Raw genomic sequence first — 15,945 nt, forward strand, 5'->3', positions numbered from 1 at the left:
TCAGCTGAATAGGCCTTGCTAGGTTCGGCTTCAAAACCCCATTTCCGGCGCATAGAAGCAGCGCGGCGTGTTCTCGTTGGGAAACAGACAGAGGTGATAATCACCATCGCCGGACTGCATTGCCTTCGTCATCGGCAGCAGAAAGACGTGAGCATGCGTGACCAGCCGGTGGTCGCCCGGCATCAGCGTCACACGATATCCGTTTGGTGTCACCGCCACGCTTTTCGACGGAATCATCTGGCAATCGCCATTATGACTGTCGCCATTGCAACAATAGGGGTCATAACTCCACCCCGAAGGTGCGTCGTGAGCCGTCGCCAACGATGCGTATGCCATCATCACACACGTCAGAATGCTGCGCATGGGCATCTCTCCGTCGATGAGTGCGCCGCCGATATCTAACGTTTCTTTTTATTTCATGCCGGCGGCCTGCAAACCTAACTGTATCTGCTCATCATAGTTTCAAGATCGGCAAATCTTTGCCAATCCAGTATGAGACAGTCATAATGCATGGCCTTCTCGGCAGCTTTTAGGCACGGGACGACAGATCGGCGATGCGTCAGCGGTCGCCGACATAGGCGAAACCAATGGCGACTGCCAGCGCCCCGCCCCGGCCCGCCGCCTTGCGAAGGGCCTGTGCGGTTCATCATTCTCCTCTTTCCTCCCCGCCAAAATTTTCGCAATGTCGCGAGTCGGAGGAAGATAGGGGAACTCGATGTATGAATATGCCATAGCATGGGAATGGCTGGCCTTCGCGGCACGCTGGTTCCATGTCATCACCGCGATCGCCTGGATCGGATCATCCTTCTATTTCATCGCGCTCGATCTCGGATTGGTGAAACGCCCGCATCTGCCGCCTGGCGCCTATGGCGAGGAATGGCAGGTCCATGGCGGCGGCTTCTATCATATCCAGAAATATCTGGTGGCGCCCGCTCAGATGCCGGAGCACCTGACATGGTTCAAATATGAGAGCTATTTCACCTGGATCTCCGGCTTCCTCATGCTCTGCATCGTCTATTATGGCGGCGCCGACCTGTTTCTCATCGATCGCCACGTCCTCGATATCAGTCCGCCCGTCGCGATCCTGATCTCGCTGGCGTCGCTGGCCTTCGGCTGGATCGTCTATGACCTGCTGTGCAAATCCCCGCTTGGCCGCAACACCTGGGGGCTGATGGCAGTGCTCTATGCCGTGCTGGTCTTCATGGCCTGGGGTTATACGCAGCTCTTCACGGGGCGCGCCGCCTTCCTGCATCTCGGCGCCTTTACCGCGACGATCATGTCGGCGAATGTCTTCATGATCATCATCCCGAACCAGAAGATCGTCGTCGCCGACCTCATCGCCGGGCGCACGCCCGATCCGAAATACGGGCAGATCGCCAAGCAGCGCTCGCTCCACAACAACTACCTGACGCTGCCCGTCATCTTCTTCATGCTGTCGAACCATTATCCGCTGGCCTTCGGCACGGCGTTCAACTGGGTGATTGCGGCGCTGGTCTTCCTGATGGGCGTCACAATCCGCCACTGGTTCAACACCACCCATGCGAGGAAAGGCCGCCCGACCTGGACATGGATCGTTACCGTCATCCTCTTCATCCTGATCATGTGGCTTTCGACGGCGCCAAAGCTGCTGACCGGCGAGACAGATGCGCATGCGACGGCAGTGGCGCCGGCCTTCCAGCAATTCGCCGGAAATCCGCATTTTCCGGCCGTCAAGCAACTGGTCTCGACACGCTGTTCCATGTGCCATGCGGCCGAGCCCGCCTATGAAGGCGTCGTGCGGCCGCCGAAAGGCGTGATGCTCGAAAACGACGCGGAAATTGCCGCCCATGCCCGAGAAATCTATATACAGGCAGGCCGCAGCCATGCCATGCCGCCCGGCAACGTGACCGATATTACCCCGGACGAACGCAGACTGCTCGTCGCCTGGTTCGAAAGCGCAGTCGAAGGCAAGAAACAATGACGACGACACTTCTCCGCGGCCGCCTCCTCTCTTTCCATCGCGCGCCGCTGAGTCTCGCCGACAGCCAGAGTTATCTCTACGAGGAAGACGGTGGCCTGCTGGTCGAGGACGGGCTGATCGCCGCAGTCGGCTCCTATACCGACATCAAGGCAAAGGCAGCCGCTGATGTGCCCGAGATCGACCATCGTCCGCATCTGATCCTGCCCGGCTTCATCGACATGCATCTGCATTTTCCGCAGATGCAGGTGATCGCCTCCTATGCCGCCAACCTGCTCGAATGGCTGAATACCTACACTTTCCCCGAGGAATGCCGCTTCGTCGAAAGTGCGCATGCGCAAAGGATCGCCACACATTTCTACGACGAGCTGATCCGCCACGGAACGACGACGGCGGTCGCCTATTGCTCCGTGCACAAGACCTCGGCCGACGCCTTCTTCGCCGAGGCGATGAAGCGCAATATGCGCATGGTCGGCGGCAAGGTGATGATGGACCGCAACGCTCCCCAGGGCCTGCTCGACACGCCGGAGATGGGTTATGACGAGACCCGCCAGGTGATAGCGGACTGGCACGGCAAGGGCCGCAACCATGTCGCCATCACCCCGCGCTTCGCCATCACGTCGACGCCGGCGCAGATGGAGGCTACGTCGGCGCTCGCCCGCGAATTTCCCGATCTTCACATCCAGACGCATCTTTCGGAAAACCACGACGAGATTAAATTCACCTGCGAGCTCTATCCCGAGGCGATCGACTATACCGACATTTACGCCCGCTACGGTCTGCTCGGGCCGAAGAGCCTCTTCGGCCACGCCATCCACCTGTCCGAACGCGAGGCCGATGTCATGAGCGAGGCCGGCGCCGTCGCCGTCCATTGCCCGACCTCAAACCTCTTCCTCGGCTCCGGTCTCTTTCCGCTGAAGGCGCTGACGCGGCGCCAAAACCCGGTCCGCATCGGTGTCGCAACCGATATCGGCGGCGGCTCCAGCTATTCGATGCTGAAAACAATGGACGAGGCCTACAAGATCCAGCAGCTGCTCGGCGAGCGGCTGAACCCGCTGGAAAGCTATTACCTGATGACGCGCGGCAATGCCGAGGCGCTGTCGCTCGCCGACCGGATCGGCACGCTGGACCCCGGCACCGAAGCCGACCTCGTCGTCCTCGACGCCGCCGCGACCCCGGCCATGGCGTTGAAGATGGAAGCGGTAAAGACCCTGCCCGAGGAACTCTTCCTGCTTCAGACGATGGGCGACGACAGAGCGATCGCCGAGACTTACATTGCCGGCATTGCCTTGAAAGCAGGGCTTTGACGATATCGGTTCCCCCCAACGAGGTACAGTGAAGACCGTCTGAGGCGGATGTTTCCCGTAACCCTTCTTTTAGGATTCATGTTATGGGCGATGGTCGCATTTAAACCTGTAGAAGGTTCGATTCATGGCAACTCCGCTCACCATCGACGATCTGAAAAAACTCGCGCAGCGCCGCGTGCCGAAAATGTTTTTCGACTATGCGGATTCAGGCGCCTGGACGGAATCCACCTATCGGGCGAATGAAAGCGATTTCGGTCAGATCAGGCTGCGCCAGCGCGTGCTGGTCGACATGAGCGACCGCACCCTCGACACGACGATGATCGGCCAGAAAGTATCGATGCCGGTAGCGCTCGCACCGACCGGCATGACTGGGATGCAGCATGCCGATGGCGAGATGCTGGCGGCGCGGGCGGCGGAAGAATTCGGTGTTCCCTTCACGCTCTCGACGATGAGCATCTGCTCGATCGAGGATGTTGCCTCAGTGACGACACGTCCCTTCTGGTTCCAGCTCTACGTGATGAGGGACAAGGATTTCGTCCTCGACCTCATCCGTCGCGCCAAGGCGGCGAAATGCTCCGCGCTGGTGCTGACCGCCGACCTGCAGATCCTCGGCCAGCGCCATAAGGACCTGCGCAACGGTCTCTCGGCCCCACCGAAATTGACCGCGAAACATATCTGGCAGATGGCAACCCGGCCCCTCTGGTGCCTTGATATGCTGCAGACGAAGCGCCGGTACTTCGGCAATATCGTCGGCCATGCCAAGAACGTCGCCAACGTTGCCTCCGTGCCCAAGTTTGCGCACGAGCAATTCGATCCACGGCTGTCCTGGGCTGATATCGCCTGGATCAAGGAGCAATGGGGCGGCCCGCTGATCATCAAGGGCATTCTCGATCCCGAAGACGCGAAGGCCGCCGCCGATACCGGCGCCGATGCGATCATCGTTTCCAATCATGGCGGCCGTCAGCTCGACGGCGCCCCCTCCTCGATCAGCATGCTGCCTTCGATCGTCGACGCCGTCGGCGACCGCATCGAAGTCCACCTCGACGGCGGCATCCGCTCCGGCCAGGATGTGCTGAAGGCCGTGGCGCTCGGCGCAAAGGGCACCTATATCGGCCGCCCCTTCCTCTACGGGCTTGGCGCCATGGGCAAGGAAGGCGTCACGCTGGCGCTCGACATCATCCGTAAGGAGATGGACATCACGATGGCCCTCTGCGGCAAGCGCGACATCAACGACGTGGATGCGTCGATCATATCGGGGCGCGGCTGAGAGAAGTCGGCACTGGCTGAACGCGCGATGGGTCGGCAAGATCTTCGACCTGCGCAACGGCATGCGATTCAGCACAGCGGCCGGCCGTCACCCGCGGTGAACAGCAGGATCGCAAAAATCACGAGACAGATGGCGAGCGCCAAACGCTGCCGCCACACGATGCGTCGCGATCCTGCAATCCGCCTCTCGAGGCCGGGCGGTGTCCCGTCAGGCTTGCGAAGCTGCATCCGGGAGAGCAGGTCGTCGACGGCGGCAAGACCGGCGGCCTCTGTCTCATGGCTCGACGCGAGGCGAAACAACAGCGCATCGAAAAGGAGATGGATCGCCAGCGCGAGCACGATCCCGCAGAAAACGAGCATCAAGAGCCAGCCGAATGCTGGAGCGAAACCTCGATATCCCTGAGTGATCGGGCCGATAATCAGCGGCAACAGCGCTGTCAGCCCGCAGACGATCGAATTGCGGCCGAGATTTCGCGCAGCAGCCGAGGCCGTGGCATTCCATTGCGTCATTCCAAGCCCTCCGTCATGGCATGGATGCTTTCCTCGGGCAGATGAACACGCCGCCCCGCCCTTTCGATCAGCCGCAGCGCTTCTGCTGGAGTTTCGCAACGTCGGCTGATGAGCAGCCAACGCACGATGACGCCGGCGCTCCGCTGGAAACCGAGCGCACAGCAGACGAGGACCGGTCCTTGGTGGCGCGCAATCTCGATGAGGTTCGCCGCGGCTCGCGTCTGGATCTCGTCGAGGCCTGTCAGATCGAGGGTGGGAAAACTGCACCAGCGCCTTGATGTCCCGCTTGGGCGCTGAAACTCGCCGGTGATGTCGATCACCGTGGCGAAATGGTCGGCCTCGTGGCGGCGCGGAAAACGGCCGAGATGGACACCGTCAATGATCATCACGGATGCCGGCATTTTGCGTGTCCAGAGCCAAACGTTGATGACAGCGCCGAGCCGGTAGGGCGCCAGTAGCCAGCGGCTGGCAAGCGCGGCCCGGCCATCGGCGCGTTTCAGGAATATCTGCGGACCGGCGCCGAGATATCCGGCTGCGACGATCGCCAGCGCAACCGCCGGCCAGAGCAACAGAAGCGCTGCGGCCGACAGAGGAGTAAAGAGCGCTGCAAGGCCGAGAAATGCGAGAGCACCGCACAGATAATAGATGCCGAGACGGCGCGACTTCGGATCGTCGCTCAACGCAAAATTGGCAAGAGGCGAACCGGCATCGCGTGGGAAAAGCCAGGCGGCAAACAGACCGAGCAGCACGCCGGTCGGTATGTCCATGACGTGATGCTGCCACGTCGTCAGCACGGAGGCGCCGATGAGGAAGCACCAGCAGTGCCAGACAAGCCGGGCCCTGCGCGGCAGCCTTCCGCGCAGATGGTCCCAGATCACCACCAGCAGCGCGATATGCAGCGACGGCGCCTGGTTGAACGGCTTGTCGAAGCCACCGAGGACAGCAAACATGAAACCGGGCAGGCCGCTCGTGGCCGGCCGCACGAAGATTGCTTCGAGCGGAAACGCGATAAAACAGGCGACTGCGATTAACTGGATCGCCAGATAACGCCTCGCCAGCATATCCACATCGCGCGGCGTCGTGTTGATGAACAGGCAGAGCCCGTAGAACAGATTGATCGACCAATATGGAATGATCGTCCATCCCAAGAACGGAATGGCGCTTTCCCATGCGAAGGCAATGTTCGGCACATCAGCGCGTTGCGACGCCAGCCAGTTGGCGCAGCCATAGGTCAGATAGAAGAACGGCGCCAGGAAGGCGAGCCAGAACGCCGCCCGCTTCATGACCGGCGCTGTTCGGGAAAGAGGAGAATGTGCCTGCCCCAACGGCGTTGCCCTCAAACTCTCTCCGCCAGCGAGACGGTGAAAATGCCCCACTGGTCAATGCGCTGTTCGATCTTGCGGAAACCGGCTGCGGCGACCAGCTGGTCCATTTCCTCTTGCGTGCGCCGCCGCATCACCCATGCCTGACCGCCGCGATGAGAGGTGAGCGCGCGGGCAATCATCTCCAGCTGTGGATGCCATGGCTGGTTGGTGTAGACGAGCAGACCGCCGGGCCGCATCGCGCGGGCGATCCCCTCGAGCGAAGCGGCGATCATCTGATTGTCGGAAAACAGCTCATACAGGCCGGAGACGATGGCGAGATCCGGAGCCGGCGTGATTGAAGCCAGGCCCTTGCCGTCAAAGGCATCCTGCTGGCGGAAGCTCACGAAATCACTCAATCCGCGCGCGGCGATGCTGTTGCGGCCGGCCTCGACGTTGATGAGGGAATAATCCTGCAGCCGCACGCTATCGGGACGCACCGCAGCGGTCTCGATCGCATCAAGGACATAACGCCCGTGCCCCGCCGCTATGTCGAGCATATGGGTGCTGCGGCCGGCTGCTTTCAGACGCTGCAGCCCGTCCTCGATCAGTTCTTGCAAGTGCAGCTTGCGTTGCCTGATGCCGCGCCAGCCGACCGCATCGAGGAACACCCGGTCGATCAACCGCCCGCCGGGACCGAGCCCGCGGGGCTTGTTTTCGTAGACGTAATCGAGCGTCGAGCCGGAATCGAAACCGGTCTTCGCCCCGGTCCTTATGCCTTCGGACACCAGCGCCCCGATCCGGATGTTGAGGCGGCTGAGCGCCCAGTAGATGCCGCGTGCGGATGTCGCATCCAACGGGCTCGCGAGCCGGTCGGCTTCGTCCTTGGTATAGCCCTGGACATGGGCGATGCGCAGGTCGGCAGGCGCCCGCGGCTCAGCGAAACGCGCATCGATAAAGCGGCGGATTTCGGCGAGCGCAATCGCGCGGTCCTTTTCGCCGAGCGTGTCGTGGTAGAAGCCGGCAAACACGTGCCGTTCCTTGATGCGGCTGCCGAGGTTTTCGTAAAACCGATGCTGCGGCGCGTGCCGTACCACCCAGTCGCTGCCGGAGATCAGCAGCTGGGTCGGCACGGTGATGGCGCGGGCGTCGTCGACGACGCGGGCCGCCGCCTCGTAGAGCTGCAGCAGAATGTTGGAGGCAATCGGCCGCGTGATCAAGGGATCGGATTCAAAAGAGGCAATGCGCTCGGGATCATGCGTCAGAAACTTCGCCTTGACGTAAGAATTGACGAAGAATGTCCCCTTGAACTTTTCCCAGAGCGCAATGCCTTCCTTGGCGAAAGGCACATAGAGCTTGACGCTGAAGGCCGGTGAGGCCAGCACCAGCGCGCGGATCGGCGGCGCATAGTCGTGCACCCAGGTGGCGGCAAGGACGGCGCCGACGCTCTGCGCAATGACGGCGATGTCTTCGACCGCAGTACCGCTGGTCTCGCTGACATGGCGGACGAAGCAATCGAGATCACGCGCCGAGGCAGCGAAGCATGGCGAATAACCGCGCTCTCCCGGCGAACGTCCGTGACCGCGCGCGTCCCAGGCGTAGAAGGCAAAATCATCGAGGCCGAGCTCGGTGGCGAGATGGGCGACGCGGCCGCTATGCTCGTGGCCGCGATGGAGAAGAATGATGGCGCCCTTCGGTGAAGCACCGGTCGCAGGCCACGTCCGATAAAACAGTCGAGTCCCGTCATGCGATGCGAATTCGGATTCATGCATGGGTCTGGTCGTCGAGGACGGTTGCTCGCTGTCGGTAGTCTGCAGCACGGTCGTCTCCAATTCTGATCAGTGGATAGGTTGCATCTATTGCCGGCAACAGTGAGTTGCTTTCATTGCAAAAGTCTAGCTGCAAATGATAAGTCCTTTGGGTGAGCCGATTTGAAGTGCGGGCTTTCCCACAGCTACGATGATCCGCACGGACCCAGCCGGGATAGACTGTTCAATTGCCGCGAAATTCCACTGAGGTACCATGTCTGTTTATCAATTGAAGTCCCGGTTTCAGAATATTCTTCGCCCCCTGGTGCGCTCGCTTGCGGCACGAGGTGTTACCGCCAATCAGGTGACTTCAGTTGCTGCCGCCGTCTCGGTTGCACTTGGGCTTTTCCTGAGCGTCGCGCCCCTCCCGCATTGGTTCCTGCTGGTGCCTGTATGGTTTCTACTGCGCATGGGCCTCAATGCCATTGACGGCATGCTCGCGCGCGAACATGGGCAAAAGAGCATTTTGGGCGCCTATCTGAACGAGATCGGTGACGTCGTGTCGGATGCCGCCCTTTACTTCCCGTTTGCGCTCATCGATCCGAACGATCTGATGCCGGTCATGGCTGTCATATTCCTCTCGGCACTGACGGAATTTGCCGGCGTCCTGGGTCAAACGGTTGGGGCAAGCCGGCGTTATGACGGGCCGCTGGGCAAGAGCGACCGTGCGGTGCTTTTCGGCGCGCTCGGCATCTTTGTCGCCGTTGGCGGCACGTTTGCCGCATGGACCTCATGGCTTTGGGCCGTGGTGGCCCTGCTTCTCGTATGGACCACCATCAACCGTATCAGCGCCGGTATTCGCGAGGCGCAAACGGCCGCCCGATAGACGCGGATATGATCCACTGCCGGTTCTCTCACTTGTGCGTGACGGGAAGCTGCAGGAACAGCGCATGGGTTTCGTCAAGGCTGTGCAGGAAGCCGTCGGCGCCGACCTCCGAACGGACTTGAGCTTGAATCCGTGTCGCTGACACGCCTCGACCAGACCGACATCAAGCATTTCAACGCCTACAATTTCTTCGACGCGCAGGGTCTGGTGGCGCTGAGCCGCATCACCGAAGGCCGCAAGAAGGAGCGAAACGAAATCGTCCGCGATACCGAAGTCGCCATCGCCCAAAAGGGTCTGGAAGCCCGCCAACAGTCGCTAAGCCATCGAGCGGACCAAGCGCGAAGCCGAACTCAACCAGGAACGCGACATCGCCAACAAATCCGCCGCGAAACAGGCGGCCAAACGCGCCGAGGAGGAAGCCCGCATCGCCTCCGAACAGGCGATCGCCGAGCGCGAGGCAGCCGCCAAGCAGGCCCGCGAAAGCGCAAACATCGATGCCGCCCGTGCCGTCCAGCAGCGCGAAATTGTTGAAGGAGGCCGGCTTTGACGACGACAACGCCATCTCATCCCTCCTTCGAAATCTTGATGGCAAAAACCGGTAATTTCAGCAGCGGCGCCGGCAAAGCAGGCAACCCCGCCTGCCACTCCGGCAAAACCGGCGGCACCGGCCGCGGCTCCTGCAAAGACGATCGCCCCTCAGGCACCTGAAAAGGATTGACCGCAGCGGAGGCAAGTCCGGGCTATCTCACCCAGCCCGTTGCAAGCGCACTGGCCCAGTCGGCACGGCCCCTTTCGGCGGCCAGTGCCGACTGGGCCATGTGGTCGTAGGCGACAGTTCGGAACTGCCACATCCATCCGGCCGCCGTCTTTTCCAGGATAGCATAGCTCGCCAGCGGATGGCCGGCTTCGACCTTGTGATAATAGGGCAGCACATCGTCATAGGCGGGGCAGCCCACACTGCCGGGATTGACGATCAGCCGGCCGTCCGAGAGTCGGACGGCACGGGGAATGTGGCTGTGGCCGCAGAGGATCAGCGGCAGGTCGATGCCTTCGGCGACCGCCTCGATCGCTTCGAACGGCTTCAAGAAGACTTGCCCCTGCGGCGAAACGGACTCCAGCCAGTAGAGATTGTCGTCTTTCGGCGTCGCATGGCAGAGATAGGCCTCGCCGCGATATACGGCATCGAACGGTAGACCCCGCAGCCACTCGAGGTGGGACGGCGTCAGCTGCCGGTAGGCGGCAGCATCCGAGGCATGCATAGAGGCGGGATCCTGCTCGATCAGATAGCGGTCGTGATTGCCCCGAACCGAGGTCAGCCCGAGAGGCGTCAGCAGGTCAGCCGTTCGGCCTGCCTCCAGCGGCCCGCTGAAGAAATCGCCGAGATTGACGACGTCCTCGATGCCCTGAGCTCGGATATCTGCAAGCACCGCCTCGAGTGCAAGATGGTTGCCGTGAATATCGGCGATCGCAGCAAACCTCATTTAGCTGCCGCGATAGGTTGAATAGCCGTAAGGCGAAAGCAGGAGCGGCACATGGTAATGCGCCGTGACATCGGCGATGCCGAAGCGGATCGGCACGAGATCCAGGAAGGCCGGATGCGGCAGCGGCGTGCCGCAGGCCCTGAGATACTCGCCGGCGTGGAAGACCAGCTCGTAGATGCCTACGTGAAAATTTTCGCCCGCAAGGATCGGGCCGCCGTCGACTCGGCCGTCCGCATTGGTCTCCACCGTTTTCAGATGTCTGCGGATCTCGCCGTCGAGCTGGAAAAGATCGATCCTGAGCCCATTGGCGGGCTTGCCAAGGGCGGTGTCGAGCACATGTGTCGTCAGTCCGGTCATGGGGCTGGCTCTTTGATGACATAGGGGGGGTCGAAGAAGAATTCCTCCAGATTATTGCCAGGGCCGTCGCGGTCGACGACCAGGAAATCGGAGGTTTGGCCGAGCGCCATCAGCGGATGATGCCAGACATTGCGGCGGTAGTTTACACCCTGGTCTCCGCGCGCGAAAAACACCTGCGGCCTGCCCGGACGTCCGCCATCGTCCTCGGAGACGACGACGAGGAATGGGCGGCCGGAGATCGGCGAGAAACTCTGACTGCCGAAGGGATGGCGTTCCATCATGTCGACGTCATAAGGGAAGCTGCGCGGCTGGCCGCGAAAGAGATTGATGATGACGCGCGCGCCCTCGCCCGCCGCCTCCGCCGTGGCCAGCGCATGGAAGCGTTCGGTCGTGCCGCCGTTGATGAGCCGCATCGAGGCTGGATCGGCTTCGATCACTTCGCCGAAAGGAGCAAAGGCCGATCTGGTAAGCGGGCGGATATCGAGAAAATCAGCCAATGAGTTCACTCACCTTCGGCGTGCCAGTGACGAATAGCGTCGATCTCGACGAGAAGTTCCGGCAGCGTGCGATAGGTTGCATCCCAGATGTCCGAGGGATCGAGGGCGAAGACGTCTTCCAGGATACGGTTGCCCGTTCCGCAGATTTTCGTCCACGGCAGAGTGGGATGCTCGGTTGCGAATTCCGGATGGGCTACGAGCAGTCGGGAAGCAGCCGCGCCGATTGTGAAGTGGCAGAAGGCGACCGCCTTGAAGGTGAGATTATCCTCGGCGAAGGCCGCCTCATCCATTCCGCCCACGAAGTATAGTGCTTCGGCTGCCGCCTTCTGCATTTCATTAAGATAGTCGATAGCACGAGGCTCGTTCATTTGCCCTCCGGCAACATCGATGTCAGGCGCAGCAGCGCGATCCGTTCGACCTGTGTCGTGGCGGTCGCGAATTCTTCATCCAGGTCATTGCCGATCCGCCTTTCGAAGTCCGAAAGGATATCGTCCTTGTCGAGCCCTCTGACGGCGATGATGAAGGGAAAGCCGAATTTTTCGATATAGGCTGCATTAAGTTCGGTGAAGCGGGCATGTTCGGCCGGGCTCAACCGATCGAGACCGGCGCCGGCCTGCTCCTTGCGGCTGTCCTCCGTGAGTTCGCCCGCTATCGCCAGACGCCCGGCAAGATCGGGATGGGCACGCAGCACGCCGAGACGCTCCTCCCGGCTTGCTGCACGGAAGACGGCGGCAAGAGCCGCATGCACGCCTGATGCCGTCAAAGGCTCCCTCAGACCCCCGGCGTCATAGGCGCGTTCGGCGATGAAAGGCGAATGCTCGAAGACGCCGCCGAAGCGGGAAACGAAATCCTCGCGCGACAACATCAGAGCGCATCCGGCTGATGATTCTTGTGCCAGTGCTCGGCGATCTCGATGCGGCGCGGAATCCAGACCTTGTCATGCTTCAACACATATTCGATGAAGCGCTTCAGAGAGGCTGCCCGGCCCGGACGCCCGACGAGGCGGCAATGCAGGCCGACCGACATCATCTTCGGGCTGCCGTCCTTGCCTTCCTCGTAAAGCGTGTCGAAAGCGTCCTTGAGATAGGTGAAGAACTGGTCGCCGGCATTGAAACCCTGCGGTGTGGCAAAACGCATGTCATTGGTTTCGAGCGTATAGGGGATGATCAGGAAGGGTTTCCCGTCGACGCCCTTCACCCAGTAAGGCAGGTCGTCGGCATAGGAATCGGAGGAATAGAGGAAACCGCCCTCTTCCTGCACCAGTCGCAGCGTGTTGTCGGAAGGCTTTCCCTGATACATCCCGAAAGGCCGCTCGCCGGTGAGTTCGGTGTGCAGGCGCACGGCTTCGAGGATGTGCTTGCGCTCGAGATCCTCGGGGAAATCCTTGTATTCCAGCCAGCGATAACCGTGGCTGGCGATCTCCCAACCGGCCTCCTTCATGGCCGCGACCGCTTCGGGGTTGCGCGCCATCGCCAGCGTCACGCCATAGACGGTCGCCTGCACCTTGAGACCCGTGAACATCCGCCAGAGCCGCCAGAACCCGGCGCGCGAACCATACTCGTAGATCGATTCCATGTTGAGATTGCGCTGCCCCGGCCAGGCCGCCGCACCGACAATCTCCGACAGCAGGTTTTCGGAAGCCGGATCGCCTTCGAGGATGCAGCTTTCGCCGCCCTCCTCGTAATTGATGACGAACTGCACGGCGACGCGGGCGTCGCCCGGCCACTTCGGATCGGGCGTCTGACGCCCGTAGCCGACGAGATTGCGCGGGTAGGTCTCGGATACCATCAAATCACCTTCTGAAAAGACGAAGGAACGGTATCATCCGCAGCCGGAATGTCGAGACGGAAACTGCATAGGAGAATTTCTCTTTTCAACACAACGACTTAGATCGACATCTGCTCAGGCGATCCTGCGCGCGCTGACCTTGCCCATCGGGTGGAGCGAGTGAACGCGGAAGGGACCGCCAGTGCCCTCCTCGATCATCAAAGCCACATTCGAAACGATTACCGGCTCCCTCAAGACGGACTCGAAGATCGTTCCCAGCACTGGCTCGATGCGGGGCATGTCGATCGTGTTGATGGGGCCTGTCACCGGCATATGGAAGCGGAACTCCTCCATCACATAGGGATTGCCCCAACGATGCAGATTGGCGAATTGCGCCGCCGACAACCCGTCGGGATCGCTGCGTTCGATATCGGCTTCACTCAGCGGCGCCCGGAAACGATCGAACTCCTGAACGATCGCCGAAGCCAGATACTGGATCCGCTCACAGGGGGCGCTCGGCACTAGGCTGTAGAAATTGCCGAGCCGGGCGATTTCGAGACCTGGGATCTGGAAGGGAGCATATGTTCCGGCAAAACGCATGAGGTCGCGCAGGAGTTGCGATTCGGACGTCTCGGCGGAGAGTTGAAAAGGCGCTTTCAGAACGCCGTGAAAACCATAGCGCCGCGGCACCGCAGTATAAAAGGCGATCTCATGAATGCCGAGGCCGCGGACGGCCGGAGGCTCCACCATATCGCCTGAAAACACGTTTCGGCCAAGCCAATTAGCGGCCACGAGCGACAAGGGGTCGCTCGCCGGAGGCGTGAAGCAAATGGCATAGCGCATGCAATTTCCTCCATGAAGGAAGTGAGCGCCGGGAAAATCCGGCGCTGCCGATGCGCAAGCAGATAGGTGATTTGCATGACAGAATAACGAAACGCAGCTGTATCTAATTCACGTTTAACGTGAAGCGACAGCGATATGGCTTGATATCGCGAAGCTTTCCGGCAGCGAAAATTCGCAATCTGTGTCGCCTGCCATACAAACCGCAGCCTCCGCCAGCCGATGGGCCAGCCCGAAGCTGACCTTGAAACCGCCGGTCAGTGCGATCAGTCGGGGATGGATTGGATGGCGGCCGATCATTGGATCGCGGTCGATGGCTTTCGGGCGAAGCCCCGCCCAACGTTCGATGACAGGGGCGCTGCGGAGCGCCGGCACGATCGCCCGCGCCGCCTCGATTAACGCGTCGAGCTGTGCATCGGTCGAGAGGGGGGCGTCGAAACGGTTCTCGCTGGTGCTGCCGACCGCCGCATGCCCCCCCTCATGCGCGACGACATAGAGTCCATCGAGGAAGATCGTCGGCAACGCCGGGTCGACATCTGCTTTCAACAGCGCCGCCTGCCCTTTCACCGGCTGGCCGAGCGGCTGCTTCAAGCCCGGCGTCAGCCGCTGCAGCACGGGAAAGGACTGATGGCCGGCGGCCAGGATGCAGCGGCCGAACGTGATGATTTCGCCGCCGATCTCGGCCGTCCCGCGATCGGGATTGAGATCGGCGACAACAGCATTTTCCATGATGCGCACATGTTTTGCCCGCCGCAGCAATGCGATGAGCGCTGAGATCAAGGAGCGGGGCGCAACACGGGCGGCGAGCGTATCGTGCACGAAGCCACTTTCGCCGGCAGATGCGTCAGGCCAACCATCGACCGGCGGCCTGTCGATGACATGCCAGTGGAAGCGGCGTTCGCCGGTCCGCCAATGGCGCTCGGAATCTTCGGAATGGCCGCGGGCGATGCGCTTGAGATGCGGTTTCGGCAACGGGATCAGCCGCCCCGACCTGTTATAGCCGGCCGACAGCCCGGTTTCTGCTTCAAGCGCCGCAATTTCGGTTTCGATCGAGACCAGCGCATCGAACTGGAATTGCTTTTTCTCCGACCACCGGTCCGGCATATGCGGCATCAGCGCGCCGAGCAGTCCGCCGCTCGCGCCTCCGCCCAATCTGCCGGCGTCGGCGAGGACGGTGCTGATACCGCGGCGTTCGGCATGAATGGCCGCCCAGAGACCCATGATGCCGCCGCCGACGATCAGCAAGTCGCAAGAAGATTGACCGGACGTCGGCTGAGGACTATCGGCTTTTTCCATGAGAGACGTGAACCCCGATGAGATTGGCGCGGGCGCGCCGCAGCCGCTCGAATGGCGCGACGGCGATATGCCCTATTCCACCGCCTTTGGCGATCATTTTTATTGCCGGACCGATGGCCGTCTGGAATGCGGCCATGTCTTTCTCGCCGGCAACGGCCTGCCGGAGCGTTGGCACGGCCAGCGGGATTTTGTCATCGGCGAACTTGGCTTCGGCACCGGCCTGAACTTCGCCGAGACCTGGCGGCAGTGGAAGCTCCATCGCGCAGACGGCCGGCACCTGCATTTCACTTCCTTCGAACTCCATCCGATGCGCGGTGAAGAGATCGGCCGGGCGCTCTCGCATTGGCCGGAGATTGATGCGGAACGCGAGGCGCTGACCGCAGCCTGGCCTCAAACACCTGCTGGTACCGTCTCGCTCGATCTCGATGGCCAGACGCGGCTCAGCGTTGTCTGCGGCGCGGCACTTGACGGCGTCGCCGCGGCAAAACCCGGCTTCGACGCCTGGTATCTCGACGGTTTCGCGCCCTCGCGCAACGGCGACATGTGGTCGGAAGAGCTGATGCGTGAGGTCGCCGAAAAGACTGTGGCCGGCGGCACCTTCGCAACTTACGCCGCAGCCGGCTTCGTGCGCCGCAACCTCATCGCCGCCGGCTTTGCCGTCGAACGCCGCCAGGGCTTCGCCGGCAAGCGCGAAATGCTCTGCGGCATTAAGGCAACCGCTCGGTAAGCCCT

Annotated in this window: 18 protein-coding genes and 1 pseudogene; 7 read left to right on the forward strand and 12 right to left on the reverse strand. The window is 61.5% G+C overall.

The genetic code is table 11. From position 1 onward, the window contains the following. Window positions 1-30 precede the first annotated feature (30 nt). Window positions 31-363 carry a hypothetical protein gene (locus tag ACQ7C1_RS19930; RefSeq protein ID WP_085778989.1) on the reverse strand — a complete coding sequence of 111 codons (333 nt, stop codon included), beginning with the start codon at window positions 361-363 and terminating at the stop codon, window positions 31-33. Between the two features lie 352 nt (window positions 364-715). Here ACQ7C1_RS19930 and ACQ7C1_RS19935 point away from each other — a divergent pair, with 352 nt between their 5' ends. From ACQ7C1_RS19935 to ACQ7C1_RS19945, 3 genes are all read left to right on the forward strand, one after another. Next, a complete protein-coding gene (locus tag ACQ7C1_RS19935; protein WP_430959541.1) occupies window positions 716-1,960 on the forward strand; it encodes a urate hydroxylase PuuD in 1,245 nt (414 codons plus the stop codon). After that, window positions 1,957-3,264, forward strand: a complete 1,308-nt coding sequence (guaD, locus tag ACQ7C1_RS19940; RefSeq protein WP_430959542.1) for a guanine deaminase — start codon at window positions 1,957-1,959, stop codon at window positions 3,262-3,264. The genes ACQ7C1_RS19935 and guaD overlap by 4 nt, the downstream gene beginning before the upstream one ends. A 124-nt stretch (window positions 3,265-3,388) precedes the next feature. Beyond that, a complete protein-coding gene (locus ACQ7C1_RS19945) occupies window positions 3,389-4,531 on the forward strand; it encodes an alpha-hydroxy acid oxidase (protein WP_430959543.1) in 1,143 nt (380 codons plus the stop codon). Between the two features lie 68 nt (window positions 4,532-4,599). On the opposite strand, the gene ACQ7C1_RS19950 is transcribed toward ACQ7C1_RS19945, so the two are convergent. Genes ACQ7C1_RS19950 through ACQ7C1_RS19960 form a run of 3 tightly spaced genes read right to left on the reverse strand, consistent with a single transcriptional unit; the run spans window position 4,600 to window position 8,161 of the window. Then, window positions 4,600-5,040, reverse strand: coding sequence for a hypothetical protein (locus ACQ7C1_RS19950; RefSeq protein ID WP_430959544.1), 441 nt, complete (start codon window positions 5,038-5,040; stop codon window positions 4,600-4,602). Next, entirely contained in the window at window positions 5,037-6,323 is a 1,287-nt protein-coding gene (locus tag ACQ7C1_RS19955) for a phosphatase PAP2/dual specificity phosphatase family protein (RefSeq protein WP_430959545.1), read from the reverse strand. Before ACQ7C1_RS19955 ends, ACQ7C1_RS19950 begins: the two co-directional genes overlap by 4 nt. A gap of 53 nt (window positions 6,324-6,376) precedes the next feature. Beyond that, window positions 6,377-8,161: a bifunctional alpha/beta hydrolase/class I SAM-dependent methyltransferase gene (locus ACQ7C1_RS19960; protein WP_430959546.1), complete on the reverse strand. Its 1,785-nt coding sequence runs from the start codon at window positions 8,159-8,161 to the stop codon at window positions 6,377-6,379. A gap of 202 nt (window positions 8,162-8,363) precedes the next feature. On the opposite strand from ACQ7C1_RS19960, the gene ACQ7C1_RS19965 reads away from it, so the two are divergent. From ACQ7C1_RS19965 to ACQ7C1_RS19975, 3 genes and pseudogenes are all read left to right on the forward strand, one after another. Continuing rightward, entirely contained in the window at window positions 8,364-8,975 is a 612-nt protein-coding gene (locus ACQ7C1_RS19965; protein ID WP_430959547.1) for a CDP-alcohol phosphatidyltransferase family protein, read from the forward strand. A 49-nt stretch (window positions 8,976-9,024) separates the two neighbouring features. Further along, a pseudogene (locus ACQ7C1_RS19970) lies at window positions 9,025-9,498 on the forward strand (flotillin family protein); the annotation flags it as partial. A gap of 20 nt (window positions 9,499-9,518) precedes the next feature. Beyond that, window positions 9,519-9,683 (forward strand): hypothetical protein, encoded by a 165-nt coding sequence (locus tag ACQ7C1_RS19975; protein WP_430959548.1) that lies wholly within the window; start codon window positions 9,519-9,521, stop codon window positions 9,681-9,683. A gap of 32 nt (window positions 9,684-9,715) precedes the next feature. Here the strand turns inward: ACQ7C1_RS19975 and ACQ7C1_RS19980 are convergent, their stop codons facing one another. The 8 genes from ACQ7C1_RS19980 to ACQ7C1_RS20015 form a co-directional block, all read right to left on the reverse strand. Next, complete coding sequence (locus tag ACQ7C1_RS19980; RefSeq protein ID WP_430959549.1) at window positions 9,716-10,456, reverse strand: metallophosphoesterase family protein; 741 nt, start codon at window positions 10,454-10,456, stop codon at window positions 9,716-9,718. After that, entirely contained in the window at window positions 10,457-10,813 is a 357-nt protein-coding gene (gene uraH / locus ACQ7C1_RS19985; RefSeq protein WP_085778997.1) for a hydroxyisourate hydrolase, read from the reverse strand. Next, on the reverse strand, window positions 10,810-11,310 hold the full coding sequence (locus tag ACQ7C1_RS19990; protein WP_183699353.1) for an ureidoglycolate lyase: 501 nt from the start codon (window positions 11,308-11,310) through the stop codon (window positions 10,810-10,812). Before ACQ7C1_RS19990 ends, uraH begins: the two co-directional genes overlap by 4 nt. 5 nt (window positions 11,311-11,315) lie before the next feature. Next, a complete protein-coding gene (locus ACQ7C1_RS19995) occupies window positions 11,316-11,678 on the reverse strand; it encodes a HepT-like ribonuclease domain-containing protein (RefSeq protein WP_097597023.1) in 363 nt (120 codons plus the stop codon). Further along, entirely contained in the window at window positions 11,675-12,175 is a 501-nt protein-coding gene (uraD, locus tag ACQ7C1_RS20000) for a 2-oxo-4-hydroxy-4-carboxy-5-ureidoimidazoline decarboxylase (protein WP_430959550.1), read from the reverse strand. The genes ACQ7C1_RS19995 and uraD overlap by 4 nt, the downstream gene beginning before the upstream one ends. Then, window positions 12,175-13,098, reverse strand: coding sequence for an allantoinase PuuE (gene puuE, locus ACQ7C1_RS20005; RefSeq protein ID WP_085779000.1), 924 nt, complete (start codon window positions 13,096-13,098; stop codon window positions 12,175-12,177). The genes uraD and puuE overlap by 1 nt, the downstream gene beginning before the upstream one ends. Window positions 13,099-13,212: 114 nt before the next feature. Then, window positions 13,213-13,920 (reverse strand): DUF1045 domain-containing protein, encoded by a 708-nt coding sequence (locus ACQ7C1_RS20010; protein ID WP_430959551.1) that lies wholly within the window; start codon window positions 13,918-13,920, stop codon window positions 13,213-13,215. Window positions 13,921-14,034: 114 nt separating this feature from the next. Continuing rightward, window positions 14,035-15,213, reverse strand: a complete 1,179-nt coding sequence (locus ACQ7C1_RS20015) for an NAD(P)/FAD-dependent oxidoreductase (protein WP_430959552.1) — start codon at window positions 15,211-15,213, stop codon at window positions 14,035-14,037. Between ACQ7C1_RS20015 and mnmD the strand changes: the two genes are divergently transcribed. Continuing rightward, window positions 15,212-15,940: a tRNA (5-methylaminomethyl-2-thiouridine)(34)-methyltransferase MnmD gene (gene mnmD, locus ACQ7C1_RS20020; RefSeq protein ID WP_430959553.1), complete on the forward strand. Its 729-nt coding sequence runs from the start codon at window positions 15,212-15,214 to the stop codon at window positions 15,938-15,940. The genes ACQ7C1_RS20015 and mnmD overlap by 2 nt on opposite strands. Window positions 15,941-15,945 lie beyond the last annotated feature (5 nt).

Origin of the sequence: Rhizobium sp. Nf11,1, from assembly GCF_050587665.1 — a bacterium.
In the GTDB taxonomy this organism is placed as follows: domain Bacteria; phylum Pseudomonadota; class Alphaproteobacteria; order Rhizobiales; family Rhizobiaceae; genus Rhizobium.

Excerpts from the sequence above, each read along its gene's own strand:
- ACQ7C1_RS19935 (WP_430959541.1), top strand. The coding sequence starts at position 716 with ATGTATGAATATGCCATAGCATGGGAATGGCTGGCCTTCGCGGCACGC.
- mnmD (WP_430959553.1), top strand. The coding sequence starts at position 15,212 with ATGAGAGACGTGAACCCCGATGAGATTGGCGCGGGCGCGCCGCAGCCG.
- ACQ7C1_RS20010 (WP_430959551.1), bottom strand. The coding sequence starts at position 13,920 with ATGCGCTATGCCATTTGCTTCACGCCTCCGGCGAGCGACCCCTTGTCG.
- ACQ7C1_RS20015 (WP_430959552.1), bottom strand. The coding sequence starts at position 15,213 with ATGGAAAAAGCCGATAGTCCTCAGCCGACGTCCGGTCAATCTTCTTGC.
- ACQ7C1_RS19950 (WP_430959544.1), bottom strand. The coding sequence starts at position 5,040 with ATGACGCAATGGAATGCCACGGCCTCGGCTGCTGCGCGAAATCTCGGC.
- guaD (WP_430959542.1), top strand. The coding sequence starts at position 1,957 with ATGACGACGACACTTCTCCGCGGCCGCCTCCTCTCTTTCCATCGCGCG.
- ACQ7C1_RS19995 (WP_097597023.1), bottom strand. The coding sequence starts at position 11,678 with ATGAACGAGCCTCGTGCTATCGACTATCTTAATGAAATGCAGAAGGCG.
- uraH (WP_085778997.1), bottom strand. The coding sequence starts at position 10,813 with ATGACCGGACTGACGACACATGTGCTCGACACCGCCCTTGGCAAGCCC.
- ACQ7C1_RS19965 (WP_430959547.1), top strand. The coding sequence starts at position 8,364 with ATGTCTGTTTATCAATTGAAGTCCCGGTTTCAGAATATTCTTCGCCCC.
- puuE (WP_085779000.1), bottom strand. The coding sequence starts at position 13,098 with ATGGTATCCGAGACCTACCCGCGCAATCTCGTCGGCTACGGGCGTCAG.
- ACQ7C1_RS19930 (WP_085778989.1), bottom strand. The coding sequence starts at position 363 with ATGCGCAGCATTCTGACGTGTGTGATGATGGCATACGCATCGTTGGCG.
- uraD (WP_430959550.1), bottom strand. The coding sequence starts at position 12,175 with ATGTTGTCGCGCGAGGATTTCGTTTCCCGCTTCGGCGGCGTCTTCGAG.
- ACQ7C1_RS19945 (WP_430959543.1), top strand. The coding sequence starts at position 3,389 with ATGGCAACTCCGCTCACCATCGACGATCTGAAAAAACTCGCGCAGCGC.
- ACQ7C1_RS19955 (WP_430959545.1), bottom strand. The coding sequence starts at position 6,323 with ATGAAGCGGGCGGCGTTCTGGCTCGCCTTCCTGGCGCCGTTCTTCTAT.
- ACQ7C1_RS19980 (WP_430959549.1), bottom strand. The coding sequence starts at position 10,456 with ATGAGGTTTGCTGCGATCGCCGATATTCACGGCAACCATCTTGCACTC.